23 protein-coding genes and 2 tRNA genes are annotated in these 24,857 nt (G+C 72.2%); 8 read left to right on the top strand and 17 right to left on the bottom strand.

Annotated features, from left to right (window positions below):
* Positions 1–29: 29 nt before the first annotated feature.
* The 7 genes from B9S64_RS22200 to B9S64_RS22170 form a co-directional block, all read right to left on the bottom strand.
* Entirely contained in the window at positions 30–1,022 is a 993-nt protein-coding gene (locus B9S64_RS22200) for a hypothetical protein (protein ID WP_103491088.1), read from the bottom strand.
* A 91-nt stretch (positions 1,023–1,113) separates the two neighbouring features.
* A complete protein-coding gene (locus B9S64_RS22195; RefSeq protein WP_109492096.1) occupies positions 1,114–2,370 on the bottom strand; it encodes an HD-GYP domain-containing protein in 1,257 nt (418 codons plus the stop codon).
* Entirely contained in the window at positions 2,367–3,749 is a 1,383-nt protein-coding gene (locus B9S64_RS22190) for an HD-GYP domain-containing protein (RefSeq protein ID WP_181387633.1), read from the bottom strand. The genes B9S64_RS22195 and B9S64_RS22190 overlap by 4 nt, the downstream gene beginning before the upstream one ends.
* A 207-nt stretch (positions 3,750–3,956) precedes the next feature.
* Positions 3,957–4,280 (bottom strand): mycothiol system anti-sigma-R factor, encoded by a 324-nt coding sequence (gene rsrA, locus B9S64_RS22185; protein ID WP_103490628.1) that lies wholly within the window; start codon positions 4,278–4,280, stop codon positions 3,957–3,959.
* Positions 4,277–4,933, bottom strand: coding sequence for a sigma-70 family RNA polymerase sigma factor (locus B9S64_RS22180; protein WP_019992373.1), 657 nt, complete (start codon positions 4,931–4,933; stop codon positions 4,277–4,279). The genes rsrA and B9S64_RS22180 overlap by 4 nt, the downstream gene beginning before the upstream one ends.
* Before the next feature lie 303 nt (positions 4,934–5,236).
* Positions 5,237–5,887 carry an alpha/beta family hydrolase gene (locus tag B9S64_RS22175; protein ID WP_103490630.1) on the bottom strand — a complete coding sequence of 217 codons (651 nt, stop codon included), beginning with the start codon at positions 5,885–5,887 and terminating at the stop codon, positions 5,237–5,239.
* Between the two features lie 17 nt (positions 5,888–5,904).
* Complete coding sequence (locus B9S64_RS22170) at positions 5,905–6,720, bottom strand: SOS response-associated peptidase (protein ID WP_103490631.1); 816 nt, start codon at positions 6,718–6,720, stop codon at positions 5,905–5,907.
* A 75-nt stretch (positions 6,721–6,795) separates the two neighbouring features.
* Between B9S64_RS22170 and B9S64_RS22165 the strand changes: the two genes are divergently transcribed.
* From B9S64_RS22165 to B9S64_RS22150, 4 genes are all read left to right on the top strand, one after another.
* Positions 6,796–7,509 (top strand): M50 family metallopeptidase, encoded by a 714-nt coding sequence (locus B9S64_RS22165; RefSeq protein ID WP_103490632.1) that lies wholly within the window; start codon positions 6,796–6,798, stop codon positions 7,507–7,509.
* A 93-nt stretch (positions 7,510–7,602) separates the two neighbouring features.
* Positions 7,603–8,982, top strand: a complete 1,380-nt coding sequence (aroA, locus tag B9S64_RS22160) for a 3-phosphoshikimate 1-carboxyvinyltransferase (RefSeq protein WP_103490633.1) — start codon at positions 7,603–7,605, stop codon at positions 8,980–8,982.
* A 4-nt stretch (positions 8,983–8,986) separates the two neighbouring features.
* Positions 8,987–10,003 (top strand): ribosome small subunit-dependent GTPase A, encoded by a 1,017-nt coding sequence (gene rsgA / locus B9S64_RS22155; protein ID WP_103490634.1) that lies wholly within the window; start codon positions 8,987–8,989, stop codon positions 10,001–10,003.
* A gap of 111 nt (positions 10,004–10,114) precedes the next feature.
* Positions 10,115–10,438 carry a multidrug efflux SMR transporter gene (locus tag B9S64_RS22150; RefSeq protein WP_103490635.1) on the top strand — a complete coding sequence of 108 codons (324 nt, stop codon included), beginning with the start codon at positions 10,115–10,117 and terminating at the stop codon, positions 10,436–10,438.
* A gap of 100 nt (positions 10,439–10,538) precedes the next feature.
* On the opposite strand, the gene B9S64_RS22145 is transcribed toward B9S64_RS22150, so the two are convergent.
* On the bottom strand, positions 10,539–11,183 hold the full coding sequence (locus B9S64_RS22145) for a TetR/AcrR family transcriptional regulator (protein WP_103490636.1): 645 nt from the start codon (positions 11,181–11,183) through the stop codon (positions 10,539–10,541).
* 154 nt (positions 11,184–11,337) lie between these two features.
* On the opposite strand from B9S64_RS22145, the gene hisN reads away from it, so the two are divergent.
* Positions 11,338–12,138, top strand: a complete 801-nt coding sequence (hisN, locus tag B9S64_RS22140; protein WP_028438862.1) for a histidinol-phosphatase — start codon at positions 11,338–11,340, stop codon at positions 12,136–12,138.
* A 147-nt stretch (positions 12,139–12,285) separates the two neighbouring features.
* The gene (locus B9S64_RS22135; RefSeq protein ID WP_028438863.1) at positions 12,286–12,693 is read left to right on the top strand and encodes a cyclic nucleotide-binding/CBS domain-containing protein; all 408 of its coding nucleotides are present in this window, start codon (positions 12,286–12,288) and stop codon (positions 12,691–12,693) included.
* Between the two features lie 135 nt (positions 12,694–12,828).
* Here B9S64_RS22135 and B9S64_RS22130 read toward each other — a convergent pair whose 3' ends face one another.
* A complete protein-coding gene (locus tag B9S64_RS22130) occupies positions 12,829–14,298 on the bottom strand; it encodes a catalase (protein WP_103490637.1) in 1,470 nt (489 codons plus the stop codon).
* Positions 14,299–14,443: 145 nt separating this feature from the next.
* Here B9S64_RS22130 and B9S64_RS22125 point away from each other — a divergent pair, with 145 nt between their 5' ends.
* Complete coding sequence (locus B9S64_RS22125) at positions 14,444–14,863, top strand: Fur family transcriptional regulator (protein WP_028438865.1); 420 nt, start codon at positions 14,444–14,446, stop codon at positions 14,861–14,863.
* 143 nt (positions 14,864–15,006) lie between these two features.
* Here B9S64_RS22125 and B9S64_RS22120 read toward each other — a convergent pair.
* The 4 genes from B9S64_RS22120 to B9S64_RS22105 form a co-directional block, all read right to left on the bottom strand.
* Positions 15,007–15,080 (bottom strand) — tRNA-Met (locus B9S64_RS22120).
* A gap of 119 nt (positions 15,081–15,199) precedes the next feature.
* The gene (locus tag B9S64_RS22115; RefSeq protein WP_109492094.1) at positions 15,200–17,275 is read right to left on the bottom strand and encodes a tetratricopeptide repeat protein; all 2,076 of its coding nucleotides are present in this window, start codon (positions 17,273–17,275) and stop codon (positions 15,200–15,202) included.
* Between the two features lie 213 nt (positions 17,276–17,488).
* A tRNA-Met gene (locus tag B9S64_RS22110) sits at positions 17,489–17,562 on the bottom strand.
* Between the two features lie 42 nt (positions 17,563–17,604).
* Complete coding sequence (locus tag B9S64_RS22105) at positions 17,605–20,625, bottom strand: UPF0182 family protein (RefSeq protein ID WP_103490685.1); 3,021 nt, start codon at positions 20,623–20,625, stop codon at positions 17,605–17,607.
* 136 nt (positions 20,626–20,761) lie between these two features.
* Here B9S64_RS22105 and B9S64_RS22100 point away from each other — a divergent pair, with 136 nt between their 5' ends.
* Complete coding sequence (locus B9S64_RS22100) at positions 20,762–21,322, top strand: PPA1309 family protein (RefSeq protein ID WP_239084869.1); 561 nt, start codon at positions 20,762–20,764, stop codon at positions 21,320–21,322.
* Between the two features lie 64 nt (positions 21,323–21,386).
* Here B9S64_RS22100 and B9S64_RS22095 read toward each other — a convergent pair whose 3' ends face one another.
* The 4 genes from B9S64_RS22095 to B9S64_RS22085 all read right to left on the bottom strand — a co-directional run bounded on the left by B9S64_RS22095 (position 21,387) and on the right by B9S64_RS22085 (position 24,763).
* The gene (locus B9S64_RS22095; RefSeq protein ID WP_103490686.1) at positions 21,387–22,493 is read right to left on the bottom strand and encodes a PDZ domain-containing protein; all 1,107 of its coding nucleotides are present in this window, start codon (positions 22,491–22,493) and stop codon (positions 21,387–21,389) included.
* Between the two features lie 243 nt (positions 22,494–22,736).
* Positions 22,737–22,907, bottom strand: coding sequence for a hypothetical protein (locus B9S64_RS34580; RefSeq protein WP_181012241.1), 171 nt, complete (start codon positions 22,905–22,907; stop codon positions 22,737–22,739).
* Positions 22,908–23,034: 127 nt separating this feature from the next.
* Positions 23,035–23,496 (bottom strand): molybdenum cofactor biosynthesis protein MoaE, encoded by a 462-nt coding sequence (locus B9S64_RS22090; protein WP_103490687.1) that lies wholly within the window; start codon positions 23,494–23,496, stop codon positions 23,035–23,037.
* A 124-nt stretch (positions 23,497–23,620) separates the two neighbouring features.
* A complete protein-coding gene (locus tag B9S64_RS22085; RefSeq protein WP_103490688.1) occupies positions 23,621–24,763 on the bottom strand; it encodes an SDR family oxidoreductase in 1,143 nt (380 codons plus the stop codon).
* Positions 24,764–24,857: the final 94 nt, after the last annotated feature.

The following is a 24,857-nucleotide window of genomic DNA, read 5'->3' as shown; positions in this document are numbered from 1 at the left end:
TCGGTGCCCGTACAGCCTACGGGCACCGCTCAGCAGACTTCTTCCAGATCCCGCCACTCGCGGCTGTCCGGACTGTCGGCGACCCAGCCGTCCAGCAGCCCGCGCACCAGGGCGGCGGGCGCGGCTATCCCGCACTCACGCTCCGGGGCCCACAGCTCACCGGCGGTGCGGTGGCCGAGCGGGCCCGGGTGGCCCGGCTCGCTGTGGTCGTGCGGATCGACGTGCTCGCCCTCCCCCTCGTCGCTCTCCATCCGGCTCTCCGAACAGGCGCGGCAGAGCAGTCGCACGGAGGAGGACCAGTCCTCGGCGGCGAACCCGGCGTCGGAGGCCAGCTGCTCCAGCGCGTCCCGGTCGGACTCGGTGGCCGCCTCCAGGAGCACCACCCAGGTGGGTACGGGCGAGGGCGCCCACAGCTCGATCTCGTCGAAGACCGGGTAGGAGGGGCCGGCCGCCGTGATCCGCTCGCCGTTCGGGACGCCGTCGTGCAGGACGACCTCGCCCCAGCGCCGCCCGGAGGACGGCAGCGGGATCGACAGCACCTCGATCCGGGCCGGATCCAGCCTGCGGCCCCAGACCACCTCGGCCTCGCCCTCGGGCGAGAGCCGCACGGCGGCGCTGCCCAGCTCCATACCGGTCGGTTCCCCGGTGGACGCCGCGTCGTACTGCCCGCTGCCGGGCACCTTCAGGCCGTACGCCTGCCAGGCGCGGCGGGCCAGCGGCCAGTCCTGGAGGGCGGTCGCCGCGATCCCCACGTTCCACCAGTCCGGGGCGCCGGACTCCCGGTCCAGCAGGGCGACGGCGCGCAGTCCGGCGGCTCTGGCCTGCTCCCAGTCGTGCCGGAACTTGTGCAGCAGCGCCAGATTGAACCAGGACTCCGAGAGCCAGGGTTCCAGATCCGCCGCGCGTGTCAGCAGCGCGCCCGCGTCCTCGTACCGGCCGTCGCCGATCAGCGTGAACGCGCGGTCCGTGGCCTGCCGCCAAGAGGCGGACGGCCGATGCCGTACCTTCCCGAAGATCCTCACGATTCCCGCCTGTCCCGACTGGACACCCTCGTCTGCTCGCTCTCTTCGCATCCAACCATGCCCGGCCGGACGCCCGCTCATTACCCGTGGGTTACCCGCTGGGGACCGGGGTCAGACCGCCTCGCGCCAGGACTCTCGCCAGCGCCTCCACCACCTGGGGCTGGTAGTCGCGGCCGGTGCCGAGCCTGAGCTGCTCCAGCGCCCTCAGGGCCCCGCCCACGCCTTCCCCGCACAGGTCGTCGTACGCGTTGACCGTCCGGATGATCCGCGCGGCGGTGGGCTGCTCCCGGTACGGATCGGCCTGCTGCTCGACCACCACCGCCACCTCGGTGTCCACCCCGGTCCGGCGGACCACGGCACCGCCGAGCAGGGCGATCCTGCGCTGCTCGGCGGGCGCCAGCGCGACCGTCGCGCCGCCCGGCACCGCGTCCACCAGCGAGAGCTGGCCGATGTCGTGCATCAGCGCCGCGTACTCCAGGACGGTCAGCTCGGGCCCGGACAGGCCCAGCTCCCGGCCGACCGCGTCCGCGAGCCCGGCCACCCTGCGGGCGTGCCCGTGCCGGGTGTACCCGGCGATCTCCGTCGCCCTGGCCAGCGACGCGATGGTCTGCCGGTAGGTCGTGCGGACAGCGGCGTACCGGCGGAAGGAGATCTGGGTCAGCAGCAGCGGTACGCACAGGACGGGCAGCGCCCACAGGCCCGCGACGGCCACCCCGAGCGCCATCACCGCGCCGGTCGCGCAGACCGCCGAGGCGATGCCGCTGAGCGCCCTGAGCTCGTCGCGCAGCAGCGGCCCGAAGGGACGCGGGTTCCCGGCCGTCAGGACGGCGAGGACCGCGTCGCACAGGGCGATGAGGACCAGCAGGACCAGGAGGAAGACGACGAACGGGGGCCCCTCGCCGAACCAGCGCACCGCCCGCCCCGAGTTCGAGAGCGGCTGGAAGCACACCGCGGCGAACCCCACGGCCAGGACGCGCCGGGCCACCCGGTCCGGCCCGGGGCCGCTGCCGCGTGCCGCCTGCGGCACCGCGGCGAGCAGGTGCGCCGCCACCACCACGGTGACCACCTGGAGGACACCGTGGCTGGTGGGCACCCCCCGGCTGCTCCCGAGCAGGGCGTACGCCAGCGCTCCGGCGGCTCCGAGGGGCGCGGGCTCGCGTTCGCCGGGCAGGGCGCCCCAGCGGGCCAGTTCCCCGACCGCGATCAGGACCCCGAAGGCGAGGGCGTGGCCGGGCTCGACGACGCCGAGCCAGAACGTGTGCCCCAGGGCGGCGACCGCGAGCGCCAGCGCGGCCGCCCGGACCGTGAGGGCCGACGGGGGCGGGCGTCCGCGGTACCCGGGCGTCACCGCGGACGCCCCGGCCGGCCGGCGGGTCCGGCCGCGGGTGCCCGTGACGGGGCGGCCCGCTGGCGCGGGGGCCGGGAGGCCGCCTCCTCGTCCGAGGTGACCGGGGTGGTGGCCGACCAGCCGTGCCGGTCCAGGGCCCGTACCAGCGCCCGTACCATCCGGGGGTCGAACTGGCTTCCGGCGCAGCGTTCGAGTTCGGCCACGGCGGCGGGGACGGGCCGGCCGGGCCGGTAGGAGCGGGTCGAGGTCATCGCGTCGAAGGCGTCCGCCACGGCGACGACCCGGGCGAACTCCGGAATGGCCTCCCCGCTGAGGCCGTAGGGGTATCCGCTGCCGTCCAGCCGCTCGTGGTGGTGCAGGATCGCCGCGCGCGCCTCGTCCAGGAAGCCGATGCCCCGGACGATCTCGTGGCCGTACTCCGGATGCAGCTCGATGACCCGGCGTTCCTCGGGGGTGAGGGGCCCCTCCTTGCGCAGGACCCGGGTGGGGACGCCGAGCTTGCCGACGTCGTGCAGGACGCCGGCGAAGCGGAGGGCCTCCATCCGGCGTTCCTCCATGCCGAGCTCCCGGGCGATCAGCTCGGAGGCCCGGCCGACCCGCTCGCTGTGCCCCCGGGTGTAGCCGTCCTTGATGTCGACGGCCTGGACGAGCGCCCGGATGGTGGCGCGGTGGGCGGCGTGCTGGCGGTGGTACTGGGCGAACACCCAGCAGGAGATGTACATGGGCAGGAGCACGACCAGCGCGGAGACCGGTCCGTACGGGCTGCGCCACAGCACGGCCATCATCAGTCCGGCCAGCGCGTGCACCAGGTGCGGCCCCACCGAGGCGTGCAGTCCCCGCCAGGCGTGGCGCGGCGGGACGCGTTCGGCGGTGGCCAGGATCGCGCCGTCCAGAGCCGCCAGGACCGCGCTGAAGACGAGGGCGGTGGCGCAGGCGGGCAGCAGGGCGTACGGCAGCACGGCCCCGCTCCCGGACCCGCCGAGACTGGCGGGACCGCCCAGGAGGGCGTACGCCCACGAGGCCGCTCCCACGGTGAGCGCGAGCTGCGCGGCACGCCAGACACGGCGGGCCGCGACGGGGGGCTCTTCGATCCGGCCCGCCAGCGATCCGGGCAGGGAGACCAGGACGGCGGCGGCCGGGGGCAGCAGGAACGCCGCCGCGAGCAGCAGGGGGAAGAAGGCCCCGGCGGTCACCGGGGCGGGGTCGCCGAAGAAGGACCGGCGGGCGGGGACCTCGCGGACCAGGTAGAGCGCGGCGAGGAGGGCGAGCGTGCCCCAGGGCGTACCGGCACCGGGGAGGAGGGCGGGGAGCGCGCAGAGCGCGGCGCCGGCCGACGCGGCCAGGATGCAGAGCCGCGCCGCCCCCGGTGTGCTCCGCACCCGCACCGCTTGCCCCCCAGCCTGGTCAATGAATGCGCCAGGCTAGCGAGTTGGGTCGAGCCAAGGGCTTCTATGGACCTGATTAGCACCTTCGGGTGACATGGCCGGACACCGTCCGGCCACGCGACCTCGGCCCCGGGGAGCGTGTCACCGGGGGCCGGTGCCACCGGGACGCGGTGGCACGGGGCTGTCAGCCGGGAGGCGGTGTCACTCGGCGGTGGCGGCCGGCCGTCCGGCGTCGTCTCCGAGGGCCACGTCCTGTTCGGGGACGGTCTCGCCGGCGCGGATCAGCTCGATCCGGCCCATCACCTTGGAGCGCAGGTCGGTGGGGACGTCGTCCTGCCCGCAGCAGCGCTTCACGAGCTTCTTGACCGCCTGCTCCAGGCCGTACTTCTCCAGGCACGGGGAGCATTCCTCGAAATGCACCTCGAACTTGGTGCAGTCGCCCTCGGGCATCTCATGATCGAGAAACTCGTAGAGATGGTCGAGGACCTCTGAGCAATCCGTCTCGTGCGGCTCTCCGCAGCTCATGAGGCCGAGCCTTTCCTGTCGTCCGACTCACCGGCGCCGGCCGGGACCAGCCCGCGCTCACGCGCGTAGTCCTCCAGCATGCCGCGCAGCTGGCGGCGGCCCCGGTGCAGCCGGGACATGACCGTACCGATGGGTGTCCCCATGATGTCCGCGATCTCCTTGTAGGCAAAGCCCTCGACATCGGCGAGGTACACGGCGATGCGGAACTCTTCGGGGATCGCCTGCAGGGCGGACTTCACGTCGGAGTCGGGCAGGTGGTCGAGGGCCTGGGACTCGGCCGAGCGCAGTCCGGTCGACATGTGCGACTCGGCGCGTGCCAGCTGCCAGTCCTCGATCTCCTCGGCGGCGCTCCGCTGGGGCTCGCGCTGCTTCTTCCGGTAGGAGTTGATGAAGGTGTTGGTGAGGATGCGGTACATCCACGCCTTGAGGTTCGTGCCCTCACGGAACTGGTGGAAGGAGCCGTACGCCTTGGCATAGGTCTCCTGGACCAGGTCCTCGGCGTCGGCGGGGTTGCGCGTCATGCGCAGCGCCGCCGAGTACATCTGGTCGAGATACCCGAGGGCGTCCCGCTCGAAGCGCGCGTTGCGCTCGGCGGTCGTCTCCTTGGCGCGGCCGTCGTCGGTCCCTGTGTCGGTCCCTGTGACCGGACCCACCTCCTCCAACGAAGTGGCGGAGCCCGAACCGGACCCGCTCGCATCGGAGAATAGTCGACCTTGCTTCCGCGCGGGCTGTCGATCGGCTCCGGCCGCGGCGCCCCGGGACGTGGTCCTCGCCGCGCGCAGCACCGTCCACTCCAGGTCAGCGGTGTTCGAGCGGCGCGGGCAGATGGTCGAACCCATGCGACGGACTCCCTCTTCCACGTACGACTGTGTTGTACCGACACCACGGACAACAGCGGTCCCGCACGCCGCATTCCCGGGGCGCCCGCGCACCCGGCTGTGAGGTGAACTACGCCCCTACGCCGACACGTCCAGCCAGTCGGCCACCGCGCCGGTGAGGACCTCCAGCGCCTGATCCTGGGTCAGCGGGGCCCTCTTGGGGACCGCGAACCCGTGGTCCCCGTGGGGCACCTCGACGATCCGGTGCCCGCCCGCGGGGAACTCGGCGGGGCGTCCGAAGGGGTCGCGTCCGCCCTGGACGACGAGGGTGGGCACCCCCGTCCCCAGCAGTTCGTCCGCCCGTGACCTCTCCGGCCGGCCCGGCGGGTGCAGCGGAAAGCTCAGCGCGAGCACCGCGTGGGCGCCGAGCCCGGCCGCCGTACGGCAGGCGACCCGGGCGCCCGCGCTGCGTCCTCCCGCGACGACCGGCAGCCCCGGGGCGGTCAGCGCGGGCCACAGGCCGTGCCAGCCGGTGTCCAGCGTCCGGGGCGCGGGGGCCAGCTTCTTCCCCGCCACCCGCCAGGGCTGCTCGACCAGGGCGACAGCCACCCCGCGGCCGGGCAGCACGGCGGCCAGTGCCTGGAGGTCCCTCGCCTCGATGCCACCGCCCGCGCCGTGGCCGAGGGCGAGCACCAGCCGGGCGTTCCGGGCGGGCAGCCAGGTGATCCTGGCCACTCCGGCACCGGTCTCGACGGATTCCGTCCCGCTTCTGATCCCTGTACGGCTCACGGGGCCATCCTGCCCGCTCAGAACAGCGTGCTCAGCTCGGGCGCGGCCAGCTCCGCCAGGAGTTCCGGGCCGTTGTTACGGACGTTGCTGACCGCGGTGCCGACCGGGTAGGCCCGCATCAGCCCGCCGGGGGGCGGCTCCAGCAGGGTCCTCAGCTCCTCCACGTCGGTGCGCGCGGGATCCAGCCAGGCGTCCCAGCGGTCCGGGGGCAGCATCAGCGGCATCCGGGGGTGGATGTCGGCGAGCGCGGCGGGCCCTTCCGCGGGGGCGACGGCGAGCGGTGAGGTCTCCGCCTCCGTGGTGATCACCGAGCAGGTCGCCCACCAGGCACCGGGGTGGTCGTCGGGCAGGGCGGGGTCGCGCCAGAACTCGTAGATCCCGGCCATCGCGAAGACGGAACCGTCGGCCGGGGTCACGAAGTACGGCTGCTTGCGCGGCCGCTTCCTCTTCCCCCGCTCCTCCAGCCGCCGTTCGTCGGCCCCGGTCATCCACTCGTAGTAGCCGTCGGCGGGCAGGATGCACCGCCGTGCCGCGAAGGGGCGGCGAAACGAGGGCTTCTCGTGGACGGTCTCGGCCCGTGCGTTGATCATCCGGGCGGCGCCGTCCGGCGACTTCGACCAGGCCGGCACCAGCCCCCACTTCAGCGGGCGCAACTGGCGAACCGGACGCCGGTCGGCGGCGTCCTTCACAGGACGCTCCAGCACGGCGTAGACCTCCTTGGTCGGCGCCACGTTCCAGTCGGGCTCCAGAGCCTCGGCCGGCTCCCACTTCTCGACCCCGAAGAGTCCGGTCAGGTCCTCGGGCCGCCGGCTGGCCGCATACCGTCCGCACATAAGTGCCAGACTGCCACGATCCGCGAGTGGAGCGGACCCCCGTCGCCTCACCTACCGCAAGGAGCCGCCCGCACCATGGACAGCACCGAACTCGGCGATCTGTGGGATCGCGTCTTCGGCACCCAGCCCGCGCCCGAGCAGTGGCTGGTGGTCGTGACGGCCACCGCGGCGCTCGTCGCCGTCGTGCCGAACCTCATATGGCGGCTGTCCCGGAACGCGATCACCATCGCGCACGAGGGCGGCCACGGGCTGGTGGCCCTGCTGACCGGACGGCAGCTCTCCGGGATCCGGCTGCACTCGGACACCAGCGGGCTGACGGTGAGCCGCGGCAAGCCGACCGGCATCGGCATGATCCTCACCGCGGCGGCGGGCTACACGGCGCCCCCGCTGCTCGGCCTGGGCGGCGCCTGGCTGCTGGCCGACGGCCGGATCACGCTGCTGCTGTGGCTGGCCACCGCGCTGCTCGCGGTGATGCTGGTGATGATCCGCAACCTGTACGGGGCCCTGACGGTCATCCTCACGGGTACGACGTTCCTGCTGGTGTCCTGGCTGACCTCGCCCGACGTCCAGTCGGCGTTCGCGTACACGGTGGTGTGGTTCCTGCTGCTGGGCGGGGTGCGCCCGGCCTTCGAGCTCCAGTCGAAGCGCCGCCACGGCGGTGCGCCGGACTCCGACGCCGACCAGCTCGCCCGGCTGACGCACGCCCCGGCCGCGATGTGGCTGTTCCTGTTCCACGCGGTGTCCCTGTGCTCGCTGATCGGCGGGGGACGCTGGCTGCTGGAGCTGTGAGCCGGTCCGGCCCGTACCGTCCCTGCGTTACGGCCTGATTTCGCCCCATTTGTTATGGCTCTGGGTTTGCGGTGAGCCACTAAAGTAAGGGGCATGACCGAGAGTTCCGCGCACCCCGCCCTCTGGCCCGCTCCCCACGCGACCGGGGCCGTCGACGCGACCGTCACCGTGCCCGGATCGAAGTCCGTCACCAACCGGGCGCTCGTCCTGGCCGCGCTGTCCTCGGAGCCGGGCTGGCTGCGCCGCCCGCTGCGCTCGCGGGACACCCTGCTGATGGCCGAGGCGCTGCGCGCGATGGGCGTCGGCATCGAGGAGGGCGTGGGGCCGGACGGTTCGGGCGAGGCCTGGCGGGTCATCCCGGCCGGACTGCACGGCCCTGCCACCGTGGACGTCGGCAACGCGGGCACCGTGATGCGCTTCCTGCCCCCGGTGGCCAGCCTCGCCGACGGCCCGGTCCACTTCGACGGGGACCCCCGTTCCTACGAGCGCCCCCTGCACGGTGTGATCGACGCGCTGCGGGCGCTGGGGGCCCGTATCGACGACGAGGCGCGCGGCGCCCTGCCGCTGACCGTGCACGGCGCGGGCGCGCTGGACGGCGGACCGGTGGCGATCGACGCCTCCTCGTCCTCGCAGTTCGTCTCCGCCCTGCTGCTCTCGGCCCCCCGCTTCAACCAGGGCGTGGAGGTGCGCCACACCGGCCGGGCCCTGCCGTCCATGCCGCACATCCGGATGACCGTGGACATGCTGCGCGCGGTGGGCGCCCAGGTGGACGAGCCGGAGACCGGCGGCGAGCCCGATGTCTGGCGGGTCTCCCCCTCGGCCCTGCTCGGCCGCGACCTGACCGTGGAGCCCGACCTGTCCAACGCCCAGCCGTTCCTGGCCGCCGCGCTGGTCACGGGGGGCCGGGTGACGATCCCCGACTGGCCGCTGCGGACCACCCAGCCGGGTGACGCGCTGCGCGAGATCTTCACCGCGATGGGTGGCAGCTGCGAGCTGACCGAGAGCGGCCTCACGTTCACCGGTTCGGGCCGCGTCCACGGCATCGACGTCGATCTCGGCGAGGTCGGCGAGCTGACCCCCGGCATCGCGGCACTCGCCGCCCTCGCCGACTCCCCCTCCACGCTGAGCGGCGTCGCCCATCTGAGGCTGCACGAGACGGACCGGCTGGCCGCGCTCACCAAGGAGATCAACAACCTCGGCGGCGACGTCACGGAGACGGCCGACGGACTGGTGATCAGGCCGCGCCCGCTGCACGGCGGCGTCTTCCAGACGTACGACGACCACCGGATGGCCACGGCCGCGGCGGTCATCGGCCTCGCCGTGCCCGGGGTCGAGGTGGAGAACATCGGCACCACCGCGAAGACGCTGCCGGACTTCCCGGACCTGTGGACCGGCATGCTCGACGCCGACCCGGACACGGTCGGGGTGACGCCCGGCGCGCTCGGAGCCCCCACGGAGAGGCCCGGGGCCTGAGGACATGCGCCGCTACGGGAAGAACCCCGACGAGGACGACATCCGCGTCCGCCCCAACCCCAAGGGCAACCGGCCCCGCACCCACACCCGCCCCAAGCACGAGGACGCCCAGGACGGCATGGTCCTCACGGTCGACCGGGGCCGGCTCACCTGCCTCGTCGACGGCCGCACCGTGGTGGCGATGAAGGCCCGTGAGCTGGGGCGCAAGGCCGCGGTGGTGGGCGACAAGGTCTCCCTGGTCGGCGATCTCTCCGGCGACAAGGACACCCTGGCCCGCATCGTGCGCATCGGCCGGCGCACCTCGGTGCTGCGCCGCACGGCGGACGACGACGACCCGTACGAGCGGGTGGTCGTCGCCAACGCGGACCAGCTGGCCGTCGTGACCGCGCTCGCCGACCCGGAGCCGCGTCCCCGCATGATCGACCGCTGTCTGGTCGCGGCGTACGACGGCGGGCTCTCCCCGCTCCTGGTGCTGACCAAGTCCGATCTGGCCTCCCCGGACAAGCTCCTGGAGGCGTACACGCCGCTCGGCGTCCCCTATGTCGTGACCAGCCGCGAGGAGCTGGAGAACGGTGACGCGGCCGAAGGGGTGCGCGAGCTGCTGGACGGCAAGGTGACCGCCTTCGTCGGGCACTCCGGAGTGGGCAAGACGACCCTGGTCAACGCCCTGGTGGCGAAGGACAGACGGCGTACGACCGGCGTCGTGAACGCCGTCACCGGACGCGGCCGGCACACCACCACCTCCGCGCTCGCCCTGCCGCTGGGGGACGGTCGCGGCTGGGTGGTCGACACCCCGGGTGTCCGGTCGTTCGGTCTGCACCACGTCGATCCCTCCCGGGTCGTCCTCGCCTTCCCGGACCTCGCGCCGGGCACGGAGAACTGCCCGCGCGGCTGCACCCACGACAGCCGTGAGACGGAGTGCGCCCTGGACGCCTGGGTGGCCGAGGGACACGCGGACCCCGCGCGTCTGGACTCGCTGCGCCGGCTGCTGGAGACCCGGGAGCGGCGCGAGGGCGACTGACGGCTCGCGGCGGGACGGCCCGACTCACGCACGCTTGCGAGTTACCGGAGCCGCTCAGGGCATAATCGCGTCAGGCGGGACGAAGGTCACCTAAATGGGAGGCACCTGACGATGGCGTGGTTGCTGGTCGTGGTCGCCGGACTGCTGGAGACCGGTTTCGCCGTGTGCCTGAAGCTCTCGCACGGGTTCACCCGGCTGTGGCCGACGGTCGCCTTCTGCGCGTTCGCCCTGGGCAGCTTCGGGCTGCTGACCCTCTCCCTCAAGAAGCTCGACGTCGGGCCCGCGTACGCGGTGTGGACCGGCATCGGCGCGGCCGGTACGGCGATCTACGGCATGGTCTTCCTGGACGACGTGGTCTCCACGCTCAAGCTGGTGTCGATCTCGCTGGTGATCGTCGGTGTGATCGGGCTCCAGCTGTCCGGTTCCTCGCACTGACCGCTTTCCCGGTCAGCGCACCGGGCCTTCCCGTGCGGCACACGGGACCTTCCCGTTCAGCACCCCGGACCCTTGCCGGTCGGCGCACCGGAGCTTGCCGTCAGCACCCCGGGTCGCGCGCCAGCGCCTCGTGGACCAGGCGCACGGCGTCGGAGCCGACCGGGGAGGGGGCGGTGACCGCCGGGGCCACCGCGTAGGAGAGGCCGATCCGCAGGGCGATCTCGCACCGGGACTCCAGTCCGGTGTCGTCCCGGGAGGGGCCCGCGCCCCTCAGGACGGCCACCGCCCGGTCCCGTGCGAGCGCCAGGAGTTCGGCGGGGGCCGGCGGCGCCTGGCAGGGCGCGGGCCGGTGTCGTGGGGGGCCGTCCGCGCCCTCCGGCTCCGTGCCGCCCGTCGGCCCGGGTGGTCCGGGCCGTGGCAGGCGCGCGTCCCAGAAGCCCGTGAGCAACGCCCTGACCAGTACGTCCGCCCGCGCGGCCCGGACCGTCCAGAGGGCGAGTTCCACCGGCCCCCGCCCGGTGGCCGCGTGTGTGCCGACCGCCTCGTCGACCCCGGCCAGATAACGGTCGGCGGCCCGTCCGATCAGCGCGCGGCCCAGGCCGTCCTTGCCGCCGAACTCGTTGTAGAGGGTCTGCCGGGAGAAGCCCGCGGCGGCCGCGATCCGGCCCATCCGCACCTCGGGCCACGGCAGCACGGCCAGCGTCGAGGCAGCGGCGTCCAGCAGGGCTTCTCGCGCCGTGGGCATGCCCACCTCCCGCAACCGGGGTCGGCGCTACAGAGTTGACGCCCCGTCGGGTGCTGTCAAGGGGGCCCGCGCCCGTCACCGGGCCGTACCGCCCCGTCCGGGCCGGAACGGGCGGCGGTGGATCCGGACCGGCGCCGGTGGATACTGTGACGGCATGCCCGATTACCACGATGATCTGCGCCTCGCCCATGTGCTGGCGGACGCCGCCGACGCGGCGACGATGGACCGTTTCAAGGCCCTGGATCTCAAGGTCGAGACCAAGCCGGACATGACCCCGGTGAGCGAGGCGGACAAACACGCCGAGGAGCTCATCCGCGGGCACCTCCAGCGGGCCAGGCCACGCGACGCGATCCTCGGCGAGGAGTACGGCATCGAGGGCACCGGGCCCCGGCGCTGGGTCGTCGACCCGATCGACGGCACCAAGAACTACGTGCGGGGCGTGCCCGTCTGGGCGACCCTGATCGCGTTGACGGAGGCGGGCGAGGACGGCTTCCAGCCGGTCGTCGGTGTCGTCTCCGCCCCGGCGCTGAACCGCCGTTGGTGGGCGGCGAAGGGAGCGGGGGCCTTCTCCGGCCGCAGCCTCACCTCCGCCACCCGGCTCGGCGTGTCGAAGGTGGAGCGCATCGCGGACTCCTCGTTCGCGTACTCCTCGCTGACCGGCTGGGAGGACCAGGGCCGGCTCGACGGTTTCCTGGATCTGACGCGGGCCTGCTGGCGCACCCGGGGATACGGGGACTTCTGGCCGTACATGATGGTCGCCGAGGGTTCGGTGGACATCTGCGCGGAACCGGAGCTCTCGCTGTGGGACATGGCGGCGAACGCGATCATCGTCCAGGAGGCGGGCGGGGAGTTCACCAGCCTGGACGGTGTCCCCGGCCCCGGCGGGGGCAACGCGGCCGCCTCCAACGGCCTGCTCCACCGGGAACTGCTCGGCTACCTCAACCAGCGCTACTGAGCCCGCACGCCCCCCGTGTCGGCCCGCACGCCCCTTGTCCCGCCCGCATGACGGTGCAACTCTGAGAGGCCCCCCATTTGTGAACTTGTGAATCGGCGCCACCTGACGCCGGTTCCGCGGGTTCGCACCACAGGAGGTGGCTCCTTCATGCTTGTCCGCGATGCCATGAGCACCGTGGTCCTGACCATCGGACCGGCCCACACCCTCCGCCAGGCGGCCCGGCTGATGTCGGCCCGCCGCATCGGGGCCGCGGTCGTCCACGACCCGGACACCTGCGGCCTCGGAATCCTCACCGAACGCGACATCCTCGACGCGGTCGGCTCGGGGCAGGACCCCGACGTCGAGACCGCCGGCTCCCACACCACCGACGACGTGGTCTTCGCCTCACCGGCCTGGACCCTCGACAAAGCGGCGGAGTCCATGACGCACGGCGGCTTCCGGCACCTGATCGTGCTGGACGGCGACGGCGGCCCGGTGGGCATCGTCTCGGTACGCGACATCATCCGCTGCTGGACGCCGTCCCGGCAGCGGACGGCGGCGCTGACCACCCGCTGATCCCCCACCGATCTCCGCCTGCCCGGCGTGCGGGTCCCGGCCGAAACGCGTGGTCCGGGCCGCACACGACCACGGGCCGGATCCCCCGGGAACATCCCGGGGGATCCGGCCCGCCGCCTACGGCACGCGCCCGCGTCAGCCGCGCAGGGCCTGGACCGCGACCTCCAGCCGCTTGCCGAAGTCCGCGTCGGCCTGACGGAAGTTGTTGACCGCGCGCTCGGCGATGTCGTCACGCGACACCTTCGCGATGAACCCGGCGAGGTTGTCGATCAGCCGGCCCTTCTCGTCCTCCGACATCAGCCGGTAGAGGTTGCCGGCCTGCACGAAGTCGTTGTCCTCCGCGTGGACCGCGGCCTCGTGGTTGCCCGTACCGCCGGTGACGGAGACGGGCTGCCACAGCGGCCGGCCCGTCTCGGTGGGGCCGCCGAAGCTGTTCGGCTCGTAGTTCTTGGCGCCCTTGTGCCGGCCGTCGTACAGGTAGCCGTCACGGCTGTTGGTCCGCGCCTCGGTGGCGTGCGGGCGGTTCACCGGCAGGTGGTCGGCGTTGATGCCGACGCGGTAGCGGTGGGCGTCGCCGTACGCGAACAGCCGGCCCTGGAGCATCTTGTCCGGGGAGGGGCCGATGCCGGGCACGAAGTGCGCCGGGCTGAAGATCGACTGCTCGACCTCGGCGAAGATGTTCTCCGGGTTGCGGTTGAGCTCCAGCGTGCCGATCTCGATCGGCGGGTAGTCCTCGTGCGGCCACACCTTGGTCAGGTCGAACGGGTTGAAGCGGTACGTGGCCGCCTCGTCCGCCGGCATGATCTGCACCTGCACCGTCCAGGTCGGGAAGTCACCGCGCTCGATGGCCTCGCGCAGGTCGCGCTGGTGGCTGTCCGGGTCCACGCCGGAGAGGCGGACGGCCTCCTCGGTGGTGAGACTCTTGATGCCCTGGTCGGTCTTGAAGTGGTACTTGACCCAGAAGACCTCGCCGGCCTCGTTGTTCCACTGGTAGGTGTGCGAGCCGTAGCCGTTCATGTGGCGGTAGCTGGCGGGGATGCCGCGGTCACCGAAGAGCCAGGTCACCTGGTGGGTGGACTCGGGCGACAGACCCCAGAAGTCCCAGACGTTGTCCGCCTCCTGGGAGCCGGTGTACGGGTCGCGCTTCTGGGTGTGGATGAAGTCCGGGAACTTGATGGCGTCCTTGACGAAGAACACCGGGGTGTTGTTGCCGACGAGGTCGTAGTTGCCCTCCTCGGTGTAGAACTTCAGCGCCCAGCCGCGCGGGTCACGTGCCGCGTCCGCCGCGCCGAGGTTGCCCGCGACGGTGGAGACACGCAGGAAGGTCTCGGTCTGCTTGCCGACCTCCGAGAGGAACGCGGCGCGCGTCCACTGCGAGACGTCACGGGTCAGGGTGAACGTGCCGTACGCACCGGCGCCGCGGGCGTGCACGACGCGCTCCGGGATGCGCTCCCGGTTGAAGTGGGCGAGCTTCTCGAGAAGCGCCTGGTCCTGGACGAGAACCGGTCCACCCGGGCCAGCGGTCTCGCTGTTCTGGTTGTCGGCTACCGGCGCGCCGGCCTCCGTGGTGAGCGGTCCCTGCGTCACGTGCGCCTCCTGCGTCATCTTCCGCGCGGTCGTGGTCTCCCGCTGCGGCCTGTCCCTTGGCTAATGCCAAGACCGATCCTACGATGGACTTTGTCTAAGTCAAGTGAACATCCAAAGTCACACCCATTCGGGACACGGTCCCGTCACTGTTAGGCTGGATCCCATGAGTGACCTCCTGGAACGACTCCGCGGACGCGGCTGGCGCATGACGGCACAGCGCCGCGTGGTGGCCGAGGTGCTCGACGGGGAGCATGTGCACCTGACGGCGGACGAGGTGCACGCCAGGGCCGTCGACCGGCTGCCGGAGATCTCCCGCGCCACCGTGTACAACACGCTGGGCGAGATGGTGTCCCTCGGTGAGGTCATCGAGGTCTCCACCGACCGCCGTGCCAAGCGGTACGACCCCAACGCCCACCGGCCGCACCACCACCTGGTGTGCGCCCGCTGCGGCGCCATCCGGGACGTGCACCCGTCCGGCGATCCGCTGGCCGACCTGCCCGCCGACGAGCGTTTCGGCTTCACCGTCTCGGACGTCGAGGTGACCTACCGCGGCATCTGTCCGAACTGCGCCGCCACGGCCTGACCAGAGGCCCGCCCCACGACCAAAACGCCCGCCGCGGGCCGCCGGTGCGCCTTGACCGTGCGCGCGGGCGTACACCTCGGTCGTGCGTGGGGACATACGACAGAGGCCCGGATCCTTGGAAGGATCCGGGCCTCTGTCTTCAGTAGCGGGGACAGGATTTGAACCTGCGACCTCTGGGTTATGAGCCCAGCGAGCTACCGAGCTGCTCCACCCCGCGTCGTTGTGTTCATAACCCTACGGCAACCGCGGGGACCAGCGCAAATCACTTCCGAGGGCCCCCGCGCGCCGCTCCGCCGGGGCCCTCTCGCCCCAGACGTCCGCCCCCTGACGCCCGCCTCAGGCGGTGAGCTCCTGGTGCAGTGCCTCCCGCAGCCGGGCGGCCCGCTCGGCCACCTCGGCGGGCCCCAGCTCGACCGCCCGCGCGCACCATCGCTGCCCCTCCGTGAGCTCGCCCCGGCGGGCGGCGAGCAGCGCGAGGCGCAGGGCGGCACGGCCGTGGCCGTCGTGGGCGGCGCGGCTCCACCACAGGGCGGCCTCCCGCTCACTGCCCTCGCGGGCGAGCAGCAGTCCCAGGTTGAACGCGCCGTTGCGGCTGCCCGACTCCGCGGCCTCGCGGTACCAGCGGGCGGCGTCGGTCAGGTCGCCGCGGGCCGCGGCGAGCATGCCGGCCCGGACCTGCGCGCGGCGGTGGCCCTGCTCGGCCGCCCTCTCGTACCACTCCTCGCACTCGGTCTTGTCCGGCATGGGCTCGCCCAGCGCGGGACGGCCCGGCGGCGGCCGGCGCAGGTCGAGCAGCCCGGCCAGCCGGAACGCCGCCTCGGCGCTGCCGCCCCCGGCGGCGCAGCGCAGATGGCGTTCGGCCTCCCGCTCCTCACCGTCGCGCAGCAGCGCCATGCCGACCTGGAGGGCTGCATCGGTGTGCCCGGCCGCCGCGGCCCGCTGGTACCAGCCGAGCGCCGCGCCGTCCTCGTCACGGCCCGCGTGCAGGATGCCGAGGTTGAAGGCGGCGTCCACGCTGCCCGCCTCGGCCGCCTTGGAGAACCACGGCTCGGCTCCCGAGGCGTCTCCCGCCTGGAGCAGCAGCACGGCGAGCGCGTTGGCGGCCTCGCGGTGCCCGGCGTAGGCGGCTCGGCGGTACCACTGCTCGGCCTGGGCGACCCGGTCCTGCGCCGCGCAGAGCAGGCCCAGGTTGTAGGCGCCGTTGACGTCGCCCGCGTCCATGGCCGCGCGGTACCAGCGCTCGGCGGTCTGCTGCTCACCGCGGGCCGCGTGCAGCGCCCCCAGGGCGTTGGCGGCGTTTCCGTCGCCCTCCTGGGCGGCCCGCAGCCACCACACGGCCGCGCTCTCCTCGTCACCGGCGTCGCGCAGCAGGAAGCCCAGGGCGCAGGCGGCCCGGGGCTCGCCCTCCTTGGCGGCGGTGAGGTACCAGCGTCCGGCCTCCTTCTGCTCCCCGCGCCGTTCCAGGATGGCGCCGAGGTGCAGGGCGGCGCGGCGGTGGCCGCGCGCGGCGGCCTGCCGGTACCACTGCTCGGCCTCGCCCCGGCCGGTCGCGGGCCCTTCCCTCTTCTTCGGTACGCCGGGGCCCAGGTCGCCCAGGACGCCCGCGGTGCCGCCCAGGGTGTTCGGTCCGGCGCCGCGGCCCGGACCGAAGGCGTCGGAGGTGTCGCCGACGGCCTGGCGGTCCAGCGCGCGCGCCAGCCGGTACGCCGCCTCGCGGTGCCCCTGCTCGGCGGACTGGCGCAGCCAGCGCTCAGCGCCGGAGTCGCCCCGGTGCTCCAGGAGGTCGGCCAGCGCGTAGGCGCCGAGGGCGTGCCCCTGCTCGGCGGACTGGCGCAGCCAGTACTCGGCGCCGGGCTCGTCCCCGCGCTCCCTGAAGTGACGGCCCAGGGCGTGCGCGGCGGCGGCGGATCCGGCCACGGCGGCGATGCGCCACCAGCCGGCCGCCTCGTCGGCGTATCCGCGCTGGTGCAGGAGGACGCCCAGGTTGTTGGCGGCGGCACGGTCGCCCTCGGCGGTGGCCGCCCGCAGATAGGTCTCGGCGCCGTCCAGGTCGCCTCGGCGCAGCAGCAGCGCGCCGAGCACGCTCATCGACGCGGTGTCGCCCGCGTCCGCCGCGCGCCGGTGCCGTGCCTCGGTCTCGGCCCGCTCGGCGGCCTCGGCGGCGTCGGCGAACGTGGCGTCGGGGCCGGTCCGGGCCGTCTCCCGCTCGGCCGGCCCGGCGCCCGCGGCCCGGCCGGTGGCACCGGCGCGGGGCGTGTCCAGGCGGCTTCCGTCGACGGTCACGGCAGCCTCCTCGACCTCGGCGACGGCGGCGGCGAACACCGCATCCGCCACGATTTCCGTCGTTCGGCCGCGTCGCTGCACAAACCGCCCTGTCTCCAACAGAGTTGCCCTGTCCCCCATAAATACCATCGTCCCACCACCCGCGACCCGCGTACACCTCGTATACCCCGGCCAGTGAGGTCACTTCAGCGTTTTGTCGACATGCCCACAGAGAGACAAGTGAAACACGTTCGGCCCCAACTCGTGCCCCGCGAACCACACTTCACACCGACAACTTCACAAAGTCGCCCCGCGCATGACGAAGGCCCGGATCCTTGGAAGGATCCGGGCCTCTGTCTTCAGTAGCGGGGACAGGATTTGAACCTGCGACCTCTGGGTTATGAGCCCAGCGAGCTACCGAGCTGCTCCACCCCGCGTCGTTGTGTTCAAACCGTACCACGACGCGGGGCGCGGCTTTCTCAGCCGCTTCGGTCGCCGGCCTCCCCGCCGGCCTTGCCCGGCGGATCGACGGCACTCGCCGTATCCACCTTGTCGCCCTTGTCGCCCTTGTCGGCCGTGTCACCCTTGTCGGCCTTGTCGTCCCCGGACGTACCAGGGGCGTCGGAGGCGGCGCCGCCGGCCTTGGGCTGAGCGGCCGCGGCCCGCTTGAGCGCGTCCTGGAGCTCCTGCTGGGCCTTGCCGTAGGCCGACCAGTCGTTCTCCTTGAGGGCTTCCTCGCCGGCCGTGTACGCCTTCTGGGCGTCCGCGATGGCCTTCTTCAGCGCCGCGTCCCCGGTGGCCGGAGGCTCCGTGGTGTCGCCCGGCGGCTGGTCCGGTTCGGTGGGCTTCGTCGTGTCGGACTCCTCGACCCCGAAGACCGCGTTCAGCGCCTCCCCGAGACTGTTCTCGAACACGATCTTCGAACCGTACGAGGCGGCGACCTTGCGCAGCAGCGGATAGTTCTGCGTGCCACCGCGCGTGTAGACCGGTTCGATGTAGAGGAAGCCCCCGTCGAGCGGCACCGTCAGCAGGTTGCCGTACTCGATGTCCGAGTCGGTGCCCTTGAGGTTCCTCACGAACTCGGCCACGTCGTCGTTGCCGTTGAGCTCACTCTGCACCTGGCCGGGGCCCTTGACGGTGCTGGTGACCCTCAGCAGTCTGATGGTGCCGTAGTCCTTGCTGGCCGCGTCCGCGTCCACCGCCATGAACGCCCCCAGGTTGGGGCGCCCCTTCGGGGTGAAGGTCGTGGTCAGCGAGAACTTCTGGGCGTCCTGGCCGGGCATCTTCATGCTCAGGTAGTACGGCGGGACGGACCCCGGTTCCTTGTTGGTGGGGTCGTCCGGCACCTGCCAGGCGTCACTGCCGCTGTAGAACTGCGCCGGGTTCTCGACGTGGTAGCGGGTCAGCAGCTCGCGCTGGACCTTGAACAGGTCCTGCGGGTAGCGCAGGTGGTCCATCAGCTGCTGCGGGATGTCCGCCCGCGGCTTCACCGTGCCGGGGAACGCCTTGCGCCAGGTCTTCAGGACCGGGTCCTCGGTGTCCCACTCGTAGAGCTTGACCTTGCCGTCGTACGCGTCGACGGTGGCCTTCACCGAGTTGCGGATGTAGTTGACCTGGTTCTGCTGGGCGACGACCGCGCGCTGGTTGGTGGTCAGCGAGTCCGCCGTCGTGTCACCGAGCGTCGTACGCGAGGCGTACGGATAGCCGTTGGTCGTGGTGTACGCGTCCACGATCCACTGGATCCGGCCGTCGACCACCGCCGGATAGGCGTCGCCGTCGATGGTCAGCCAGGGCGCGACCGCCTCGACGCGCTCCTTGGGCGTGCGGTTGTACAGGATCCGCGAACCGTCACCGATGGCTCCCGAATACAGTATCTGCGGCTCGCTGAAGGAGACCGCGTAGGCCGCCCGGTTGAAGGCGCTGGAGAGGCTGACCCCGCTGTCGCCCTGGTAACTGGTGGTCTTCTCGCCGTCCTCCTCGTAGTCGAGCTCCTTCTGGGGCCCGCCGACGATGGAGTACTGCTCGGTCTTCTCGCCGTAGTAGACCCGCTGCTCGTACTTGCCCAGGTCACCCGTGGTGGGCAGGCCCGACTCCGTGAAGTCCGGGGATCCCGTCGGGTTGGTGCCCGTCGTGGTGCCCCGGGCCGCGATGACGCCGTAGCCGTGGGTGTACGTGAAGTGGTCGTTGATCCAGTTCCGCTTGGGCAGGCCCTGGATGTTCAGCTCACGCAGGCCGATGACGGTGTCCTGCTCCTTGCCGTCCGCGTCCTTGTAACGGTCCACGTCCAGCGTCTTGGGGAACTGGTAGTAGTTCCTCTTCTGCTGGAGCTGCTGGAACGCCGGGGACACGACGTTCGGGTCCATCACGCGGTAGCTGGCGGCGGAGTCGGCGCTCGCCCTCAGCTTGGTGCTGTCATCGGTGGTACTCGTGCCCGCGTAGTCGTCCACCTGAGCGTCGTCGATGTCGTACGCCTCACGCGTGGCATCGATGTTCTTCTGGATGAACGGGGCTTCCTTGGCCTGCTCGTTCGGCTGGACCTGGAACTTCTGCACGATCGCCGGGTAGAGCCCGCCGATCAGGATCGCCGAGAGGACCATCAGGCCGAAACCGATCACCGGCAGCTGCCAGGTGCGCCGCCAGAGCGTCGCGAAGAACAGCACCGCGCAGATCGCGGCGATGCAGAAGAGGATCGTCTTCGCCGGCAGATAGGCGTTGGCGTCGACGTACCGCAGCCCCGTCCAGTTGTCCGTGGCCTTGAAGTCACTGCTCTTCACGGCGAGGCCGTACCGGTCGAGCCAGTACGCCACGGCCTTCAGCGAGACGAAGATGCCCAGCAGCACGGAGAGATGACCGGTGGCCGCTCCCGTGGCCCGCGCGCCGGGACTGGTGACCCGCAGTCCGCCGTAGAGGTAGTGGGTCACCGCCGCGGCGATCAGCGACAGCACGGTCGCCGCGAAGCCGAAGCCGAGCAGGAAGCGGTACCACGGCAGGTCGAAGGCGTAGAAGGAGACGTCCAGCTTGAACTGGGGGTCCTTCTGGCCGAACGACACGCCGTTGATGTACATCAGCCACGTACGCCACTGACCCGACGCGGACGCGCCGGCGATCAGTCCGACGAGCGCGGTGATCGCGAGCAGCACCCACTTCTTGTAGGGGGCGACGCTCATGCGGTAGCGGTCCAGGCTCTGCTGCTCCAGTGACATCGCGCTCAGCGGCGGCCGGAGCCGGTGCGCGAGCCAGATGTTCACACCGACGGCGAGCGCCATCAGCAGTCCGAAGACGAGGAACAGGCCGATCTTGGTCCACAGGGTGGTGGTGAAGACGGACGAATACGCGACCGACCTGTACCAGAGCCAGTCCGTCCAGAACCCGGCGAACATGACGAAGGCCATGGCGAGAACCACCAGGACGCCCAATGTCATGAGCAGGGTACGGACGCGCCGGGACGGGCGGCCGACTCTGATCCGTGGCCCGGTCGGGCCTCCGCCGCGGTCCGGCATCTGGAAAGCCAACGTGCGCACCTCGAAGTTCGCGGTCGTGTGAAGCAGGCCCCGGGATCGTAGAGCCCACCTATGCAACTTACTGAGGCTTTACCTAGTTCCCGTTCCCGGGGCGGAAGGAGGCAGGATATTGCGCATGCCCAACGTTTCCCCCTCAGGCCCCCCGATGGCGTCGAGTCCTCTGACCGTCGCCGTCCTCGAAATCGACGCCTACGCCGCGACCCTCGGCTGGGACCAGCCCGCACGTCTGTTCGCCCTTGTCGACACCGCCCGGCTCCGGGCCCAGGAGCCGGGCCTCGCCGCCCAGCTGGGCCTCGACGACCCGTCGTCCTCGGGATCCGCCCTCACACCCGTGGAGCAGGAGGAGCTTCCGGCCGGCACGGCGCTGGACGAGTTCCTCGCCACGATCGCCTGGCCCGACGCGGTGGCCGGCTGCGCGCTGACCGTGGAGCGGCTGATGCTGCCGCCGTCGGCGGAGGCCTCCGTGCCGGAGGGGCTGAGTGACGCCCAGCTCACGGCGTGGGTGGCCGGGCACGCCGACCGGCAGGAGGTGCGGATGACCGTGGCCGTCCTGCGGGACGGGGCGCGTGACTCCGCGGTGCGGCTGCGGGAGAAGGACTCCCCCACCGAGGTGCTGACCGGTGCCGGACTGGTGCCGGGACTGGCCGAGGCGCTCGCCGCGACCTTCGAGTCCTGACACCGGGGCTGCCGAGCCGCCCGGCCGGGCTCAGCCGGCCGAGCGGCTCGGCGGTCCGGCTGGCTCAGCCCGTCGAGCAGCTCGGCAGTCCGGCCGTGTGCCCGGCGCTGATCTTCTCCAGGGACTTCCTGGCGTCGGCGAGGGTCTTGACCCGCACCAGGGTGAGCCCGCTCGGGGTGTCGGCCGCCGCCGCGGCGCAGTTGTCGTCGGGCGTCAGGAAGTAGCGGGCGCCCGCGTCGCGGGCACCGACCAGCTTCATGTTGATGCCGCCGATCGGGCCGACCTTCCCGGCGTCGTCGATGGTGCCCGTACCGGCGATGAACTTCCCGCCCGTCAGCGAGCCGGGCGTCAGCTTGTCGATGATGCCGAGGGAGAACATCAGTCCCGCGCTCGGACCGCCGACGTCCGCGAGGGTGATGTCGATCTCGAACGGGAAGGTGTGGTCGGTCCCCGCCTGGATGCCGACGATCGCCCGGCCCGGGGCGGGGTTCGCCGGGTCCGCGGGCGCCTTCCGCGTGGTGAGGGTGATCTCCTCCGAACCGCGGGGCTCCTTGCCCGCCTTCTCGGCGGCGGCCGCCGTCTTGGCTGGCACGATCGTGAAGACGACCTTCTCGCCCGGCTTGCGCGCGGAGACGATCTTGGCGACGTCCTCGGGCTGTGTGACCACGGTCCCGTCGACGGCCCTGATGACGTCACCGGCGTGCAGCTTGCCCTGGGCCGCGCTGTCCTTCACCACCGAGGAGACCACGACCCGTGAGGTGACCGGGATCTTCAGCTCCTTCAGGGCGGCGACCTTGGCGCTCTCCTGGGACTGGCTGAACTCCTCGGCGTTCTCCTGGGTGGACTCCTCCTCCGTCTTGCCGTCCGGGTAGAGAGTGTCGTGCGGCACGATCACGCTGTCGTGGGCCAGCCAGCCGTAGACGGCCGTGACGATGTTCATGTCGTAGTCGGCGCTGGTGACCCGGACCGTCGTCATGTTGAGGTGACCGGACGTCGGATAGGTGTCGCGCCCCTTGATCTGGAGCACCGGCTCGCCTCGCGCGTCGCCGAGCGTGTTCACCGTCGGTCCCGGGGACATCTCCGAGTACGGGACGGGGATCAGCACGCCGGCGCAGAGCAGCGCGATCAGAATCAGCGTGGAGGCGAGCATCGTCGCGGTGCGGCGTGGCATGGAACGACAGTACGGGAAGGGCCTGTCAGTGCACCGTCGGGGCCGGTCCGTACGGTGCCGGTCCGGGGGCCGTTCCGGGCGTCACGAAGGGCGCCGGGGGAAGCGGAGAACGGGTGGTTCCGGCGGCCGTGCCGGTCCGTGCGCGGTCTTCGGACGGGGCGCGGACCTTCGGTCGGGCCGGACGTTCCAGCCGGGCCGGGAGGTCTCAGCCGGGCCGGGAAGTCTCAGGCGGGCCGGGAAGTCTCAGGCGGGCTGGGAACCGGAGTGCGACTTCTCCATCGCCTCACGGAACCTGGCGTAGTCGGCGAGTTCGGTGACATCGCCTGTCGAACGGTTGCGGGCTGCCCACCCTCCCCATATCGCCGCGCCGAAAGCAGCGAAAAGCGGAATCAGAAGCCAAGCGAGTGCTGCCATCACGACCTCCCTACCCCTTGAGCGACCGCAACTGACGATCAGCAGATTATCCGTGTGCAGGACCAACGCTCGTGGCAGGGGTTCGGTTACGCAAATCGGGGCTGATCACGCCCCGGACGGTTTGCGATCAGCAGGCGCCGACCCATTCCTCGGTGCCGTCCGAGAACCGCTGGTGTTTCCAGATCGGAACCTCGTGCTTGAGGTCGTCGATGAGGGTGCGGCAGGCCGCGAAGGCCTCACTCCGATGGGCGCACGACACGGCGACGACCACGGCCAGATCGCCCACGGCCAGCTCACCCACACGGTGGACGGCGGCGAGGCCCCGTACCGGGAAGTTCGCCGCGACCTTCTCGGCCACCCGGCGCAGCTCGTCGACGGCCGTCGGATGGCACGAGTATCCGAGCGCGCCGACGTCCTGGCCGCCGTCGTGGTCACGCACCGTGCCGACGAAGAGCGCGGTACCACCGGCCGCGTCGTCGCCCACCGCCCGGAAGACCTCGTCGACGGAGAGGGGCGCCTCCCGGATGTCCAGGAGCCGGATGGGGTCCTGGGCCGCCAGTTCGCCGGGGTGATCGTGGGTGCGTGCCATGCCACCCATCGTGCCGCACGGCACCGGCATCGCGGAATTGCCTGTTCGACCGGTGCCCCGCCGGGCGCCTTGGAGCGTCCTACAGGAGCCGCGGCGGGCCGAGCCGTGCGGGCGGGGGCGGCGCTCAGAAGCGCCGGCGTGCCTTACGGGCCCGCCTGACCAGCGCGGCCGTGCCCAGCAGGGCGACGGTCGCCCCGGCGGCGCCCGCGGCGGTGGCGTCCTTGCGGCCGAGCCGTCGCCCGGCGACGGTGTGGCGTCCCTCCACCTCCTCCAGGAGCGCGGCGAGCACCTCCTCGTTGGTCCAGCGCGGCCGCCAGCCCACGTCGTGCAGCCGGCTCACGCTGACCACCCACGGGTGCATCGTGTAGGCGAGGTCCCCGGCGGGGGAGGGCGTGAGACCAATGCGGTGCAGCCGGGCCGCGGCTCCCAGGGCGACGGCGGAGGGCAGCTCCATCCGGCGCACCCCGGAGAGCTCCTCCACCTCCTCCTGCTCCAGCCAGCCGTCGCAGCCGACAGCGAACTCGCCGTCGATCCTGCCCAGCGCCGCGTACTCCAGGGCGGTCACCAGGTCGTCCACGTGACAGAACTGCCAGGCCGGGCGTGATCCCGCGACGACCAAGAGCCTGGGCGACTCGAAGTAGCGGGTCAGGGCGGTGTCCGTACCGCCGACCAGGACCGTGGGCCGTACCACCGTGACGTCGAGTCCGGGGTGGGCGCGGGGCGCGCGCCGCCCGAGCCGCTCGATCTCCAGGAGGTCGCCGACACCGGTCGCCTCCGCCGTGGCCCGCAGCTCGGCGTCCTCGGCGAGCGGGATGTCGTTGTCGGGCAGTGCGCCGTAGACCATCGCCGAGGTGCAGAGCACGACCCTGCGCACCCCGACGGCGGCCGCCGCCGTGAGGACCGTCTGCGTGCCACGCACGTTGTACGCCGTACGGGCGGCGGGGTCGGTCTCCAGGTCGAGGTCGAGGGCCAGGTGCACGACGACGTCGGCACCGCGCAGCTTCTCGGCGATCGCGGGGTCCCGTACGTCCAGGACGTGCCAGGTGGCCTCGGGGACGTCACCGCGGCGTTCGTCGATGGCCACGACCCGCTTGACCTCGTCGGCGGCGGCGAGGTGGGCGGTGAGCAGGGCACCGACGCCGGTCGCGGCGCCGGTGACCGCGACGACGGGGCCCCGGTTGCCGGAGCGGTTTTTCTTGGGCGTGCTTTCGGGCGAGGGGTCGGCCAGGTTTCGCGCTGCGCGAACCTGCGGATCTGGGGAACTCACCGGGCGTCTCCAGCGGTTGTCTTCAGTACGTACCGGAAAGGCGCGTACGTACCAGGTGGCGTCCATCCTGCCGCAGGCCGGGAGCCGGCGGAGC

The organism is Streptomyces sp. SM18 (assembly GCF_002910775.2).
Taxonomy (GTDB): Bacteria; Actinomycetota; Actinomycetes; order Streptomycetales; family Streptomycetaceae; genus Streptomyces; species Streptomyces halstedii.
This window is presented reverse-complemented; position numbering and strand designations above follow the sequence as displayed.

What these genes read in the sequence shown, in the direction of transcription:
- B9S64_RS22150 (WP_103490635.1), top strand. Translation starts at nt 10,115, where the DNA reads ATGGCGTGGTTGCTGGTCGTGGTCGCCGGACTGCTGGAGACCGGTTTC.
- B9S64_RS22115 (WP_109492094.1), bottom strand. Translation starts at nt 17,275, where the DNA reads ATGGTATTTATGGGGGACAGGGCAACTCTGTTGGAGACAGGGCGGTTT.
- B9S64_RS22170 (WP_103490631.1), bottom strand. Translation starts at nt 6,720, where the DNA reads ATGTGCGGACGGTATGCGGCCAGCCGGCGGCCCGAGGACCTGACCGGA.
- B9S64_RS22165 (WP_103490632.1), top strand. Translation starts at nt 6,796, where the DNA reads ATGGACAGCACCGAACTCGGCGATCTGTGGGATCGCGTCTTCGGCACC.
- B9S64_RS22095 (WP_103490686.1), bottom strand. Translation starts at nt 22,493, where the DNA reads ATGCCACGCCGCACCGCGACGATGCTCGCCTCCACGCTGATTCTGATC.
- B9S64_RS22125 (WP_028438865.1), top strand. Translation starts at nt 14,444, where the DNA reads ATGAGTGACCTCCTGGAACGACTCCGCGGACGCGGCTGGCGCATGACG.
- aroA (WP_103490633.1), top strand. Translation starts at nt 7,603, where the DNA reads ATGACCGAGAGTTCCGCGCACCCCGCCCTCTGGCCCGCTCCCCACGCG.
- rsrA (WP_103490628.1), bottom strand. Translation starts at nt 4,280, where the DNA reads ATGAGCTGCGGAGAGCCGCACGAGACGGATTGCTCAGAGGTCCTCGAC.
- hisN (WP_028438862.1), top strand. Translation starts at nt 11,338, where the DNA reads ATGCCCGATTACCACGATGATCTGCGCCTCGCCCATGTGCTGGCGGAC.
- B9S64_RS22135 (WP_028438863.1), top strand. Translation starts at nt 12,286, where the DNA reads ATGCTTGTCCGCGATGCCATGAGCACCGTGGTCCTGACCATCGGACCG.
- B9S64_RS22130 (WP_103490637.1), bottom strand. Translation starts at nt 14,298, where the DNA reads ATGACGCAGGAGGCGCACGTGACGCAGGGACCGCTCACCACGGAGGCC.
- B9S64_RS22105 (WP_103490685.1), bottom strand. Translation starts at nt 20,625, where the DNA reads ATGCCGGACCGCGGCGGAGGCCCGACCGGGCCACGGATCAGAGTCGGC.
- B9S64_RS34580 (WP_181012241.1), bottom strand. Translation starts at nt 22,907, where the DNA reads ATGGCAGCACTCGCTTGGCTTCTGATTCCGCTTTTCGCTGCTTTCGGC.
- B9S64_RS22145 (WP_103490636.1), bottom strand. Translation starts at nt 11,183, where the DNA reads ATGCCCACGGCGCGAGAAGCCCTGCTGGACGCCGCTGCCTCGACGCTG.
- B9S64_RS22090 (WP_103490687.1), bottom strand. Translation starts at nt 23,496, where the DNA reads ATGGCACGCACCCACGATCACCCCGGCGAACTGGCGGCCCAGGACCCC.
- B9S64_RS22100 (WP_239084869.1), top strand. Translation starts at nt 20,762, where the DNA reads ATGCCCAACGTTTCCCCCTCAGGCCCCCCGATGGCGTCGAGTCCTCTG.
- rsgA (WP_103490634.1), top strand. Translation starts at nt 8,987, where the DNA reads ATGCGCCGCTACGGGAAGAACCCCGACGAGGACGACATCCGCGTCCGC.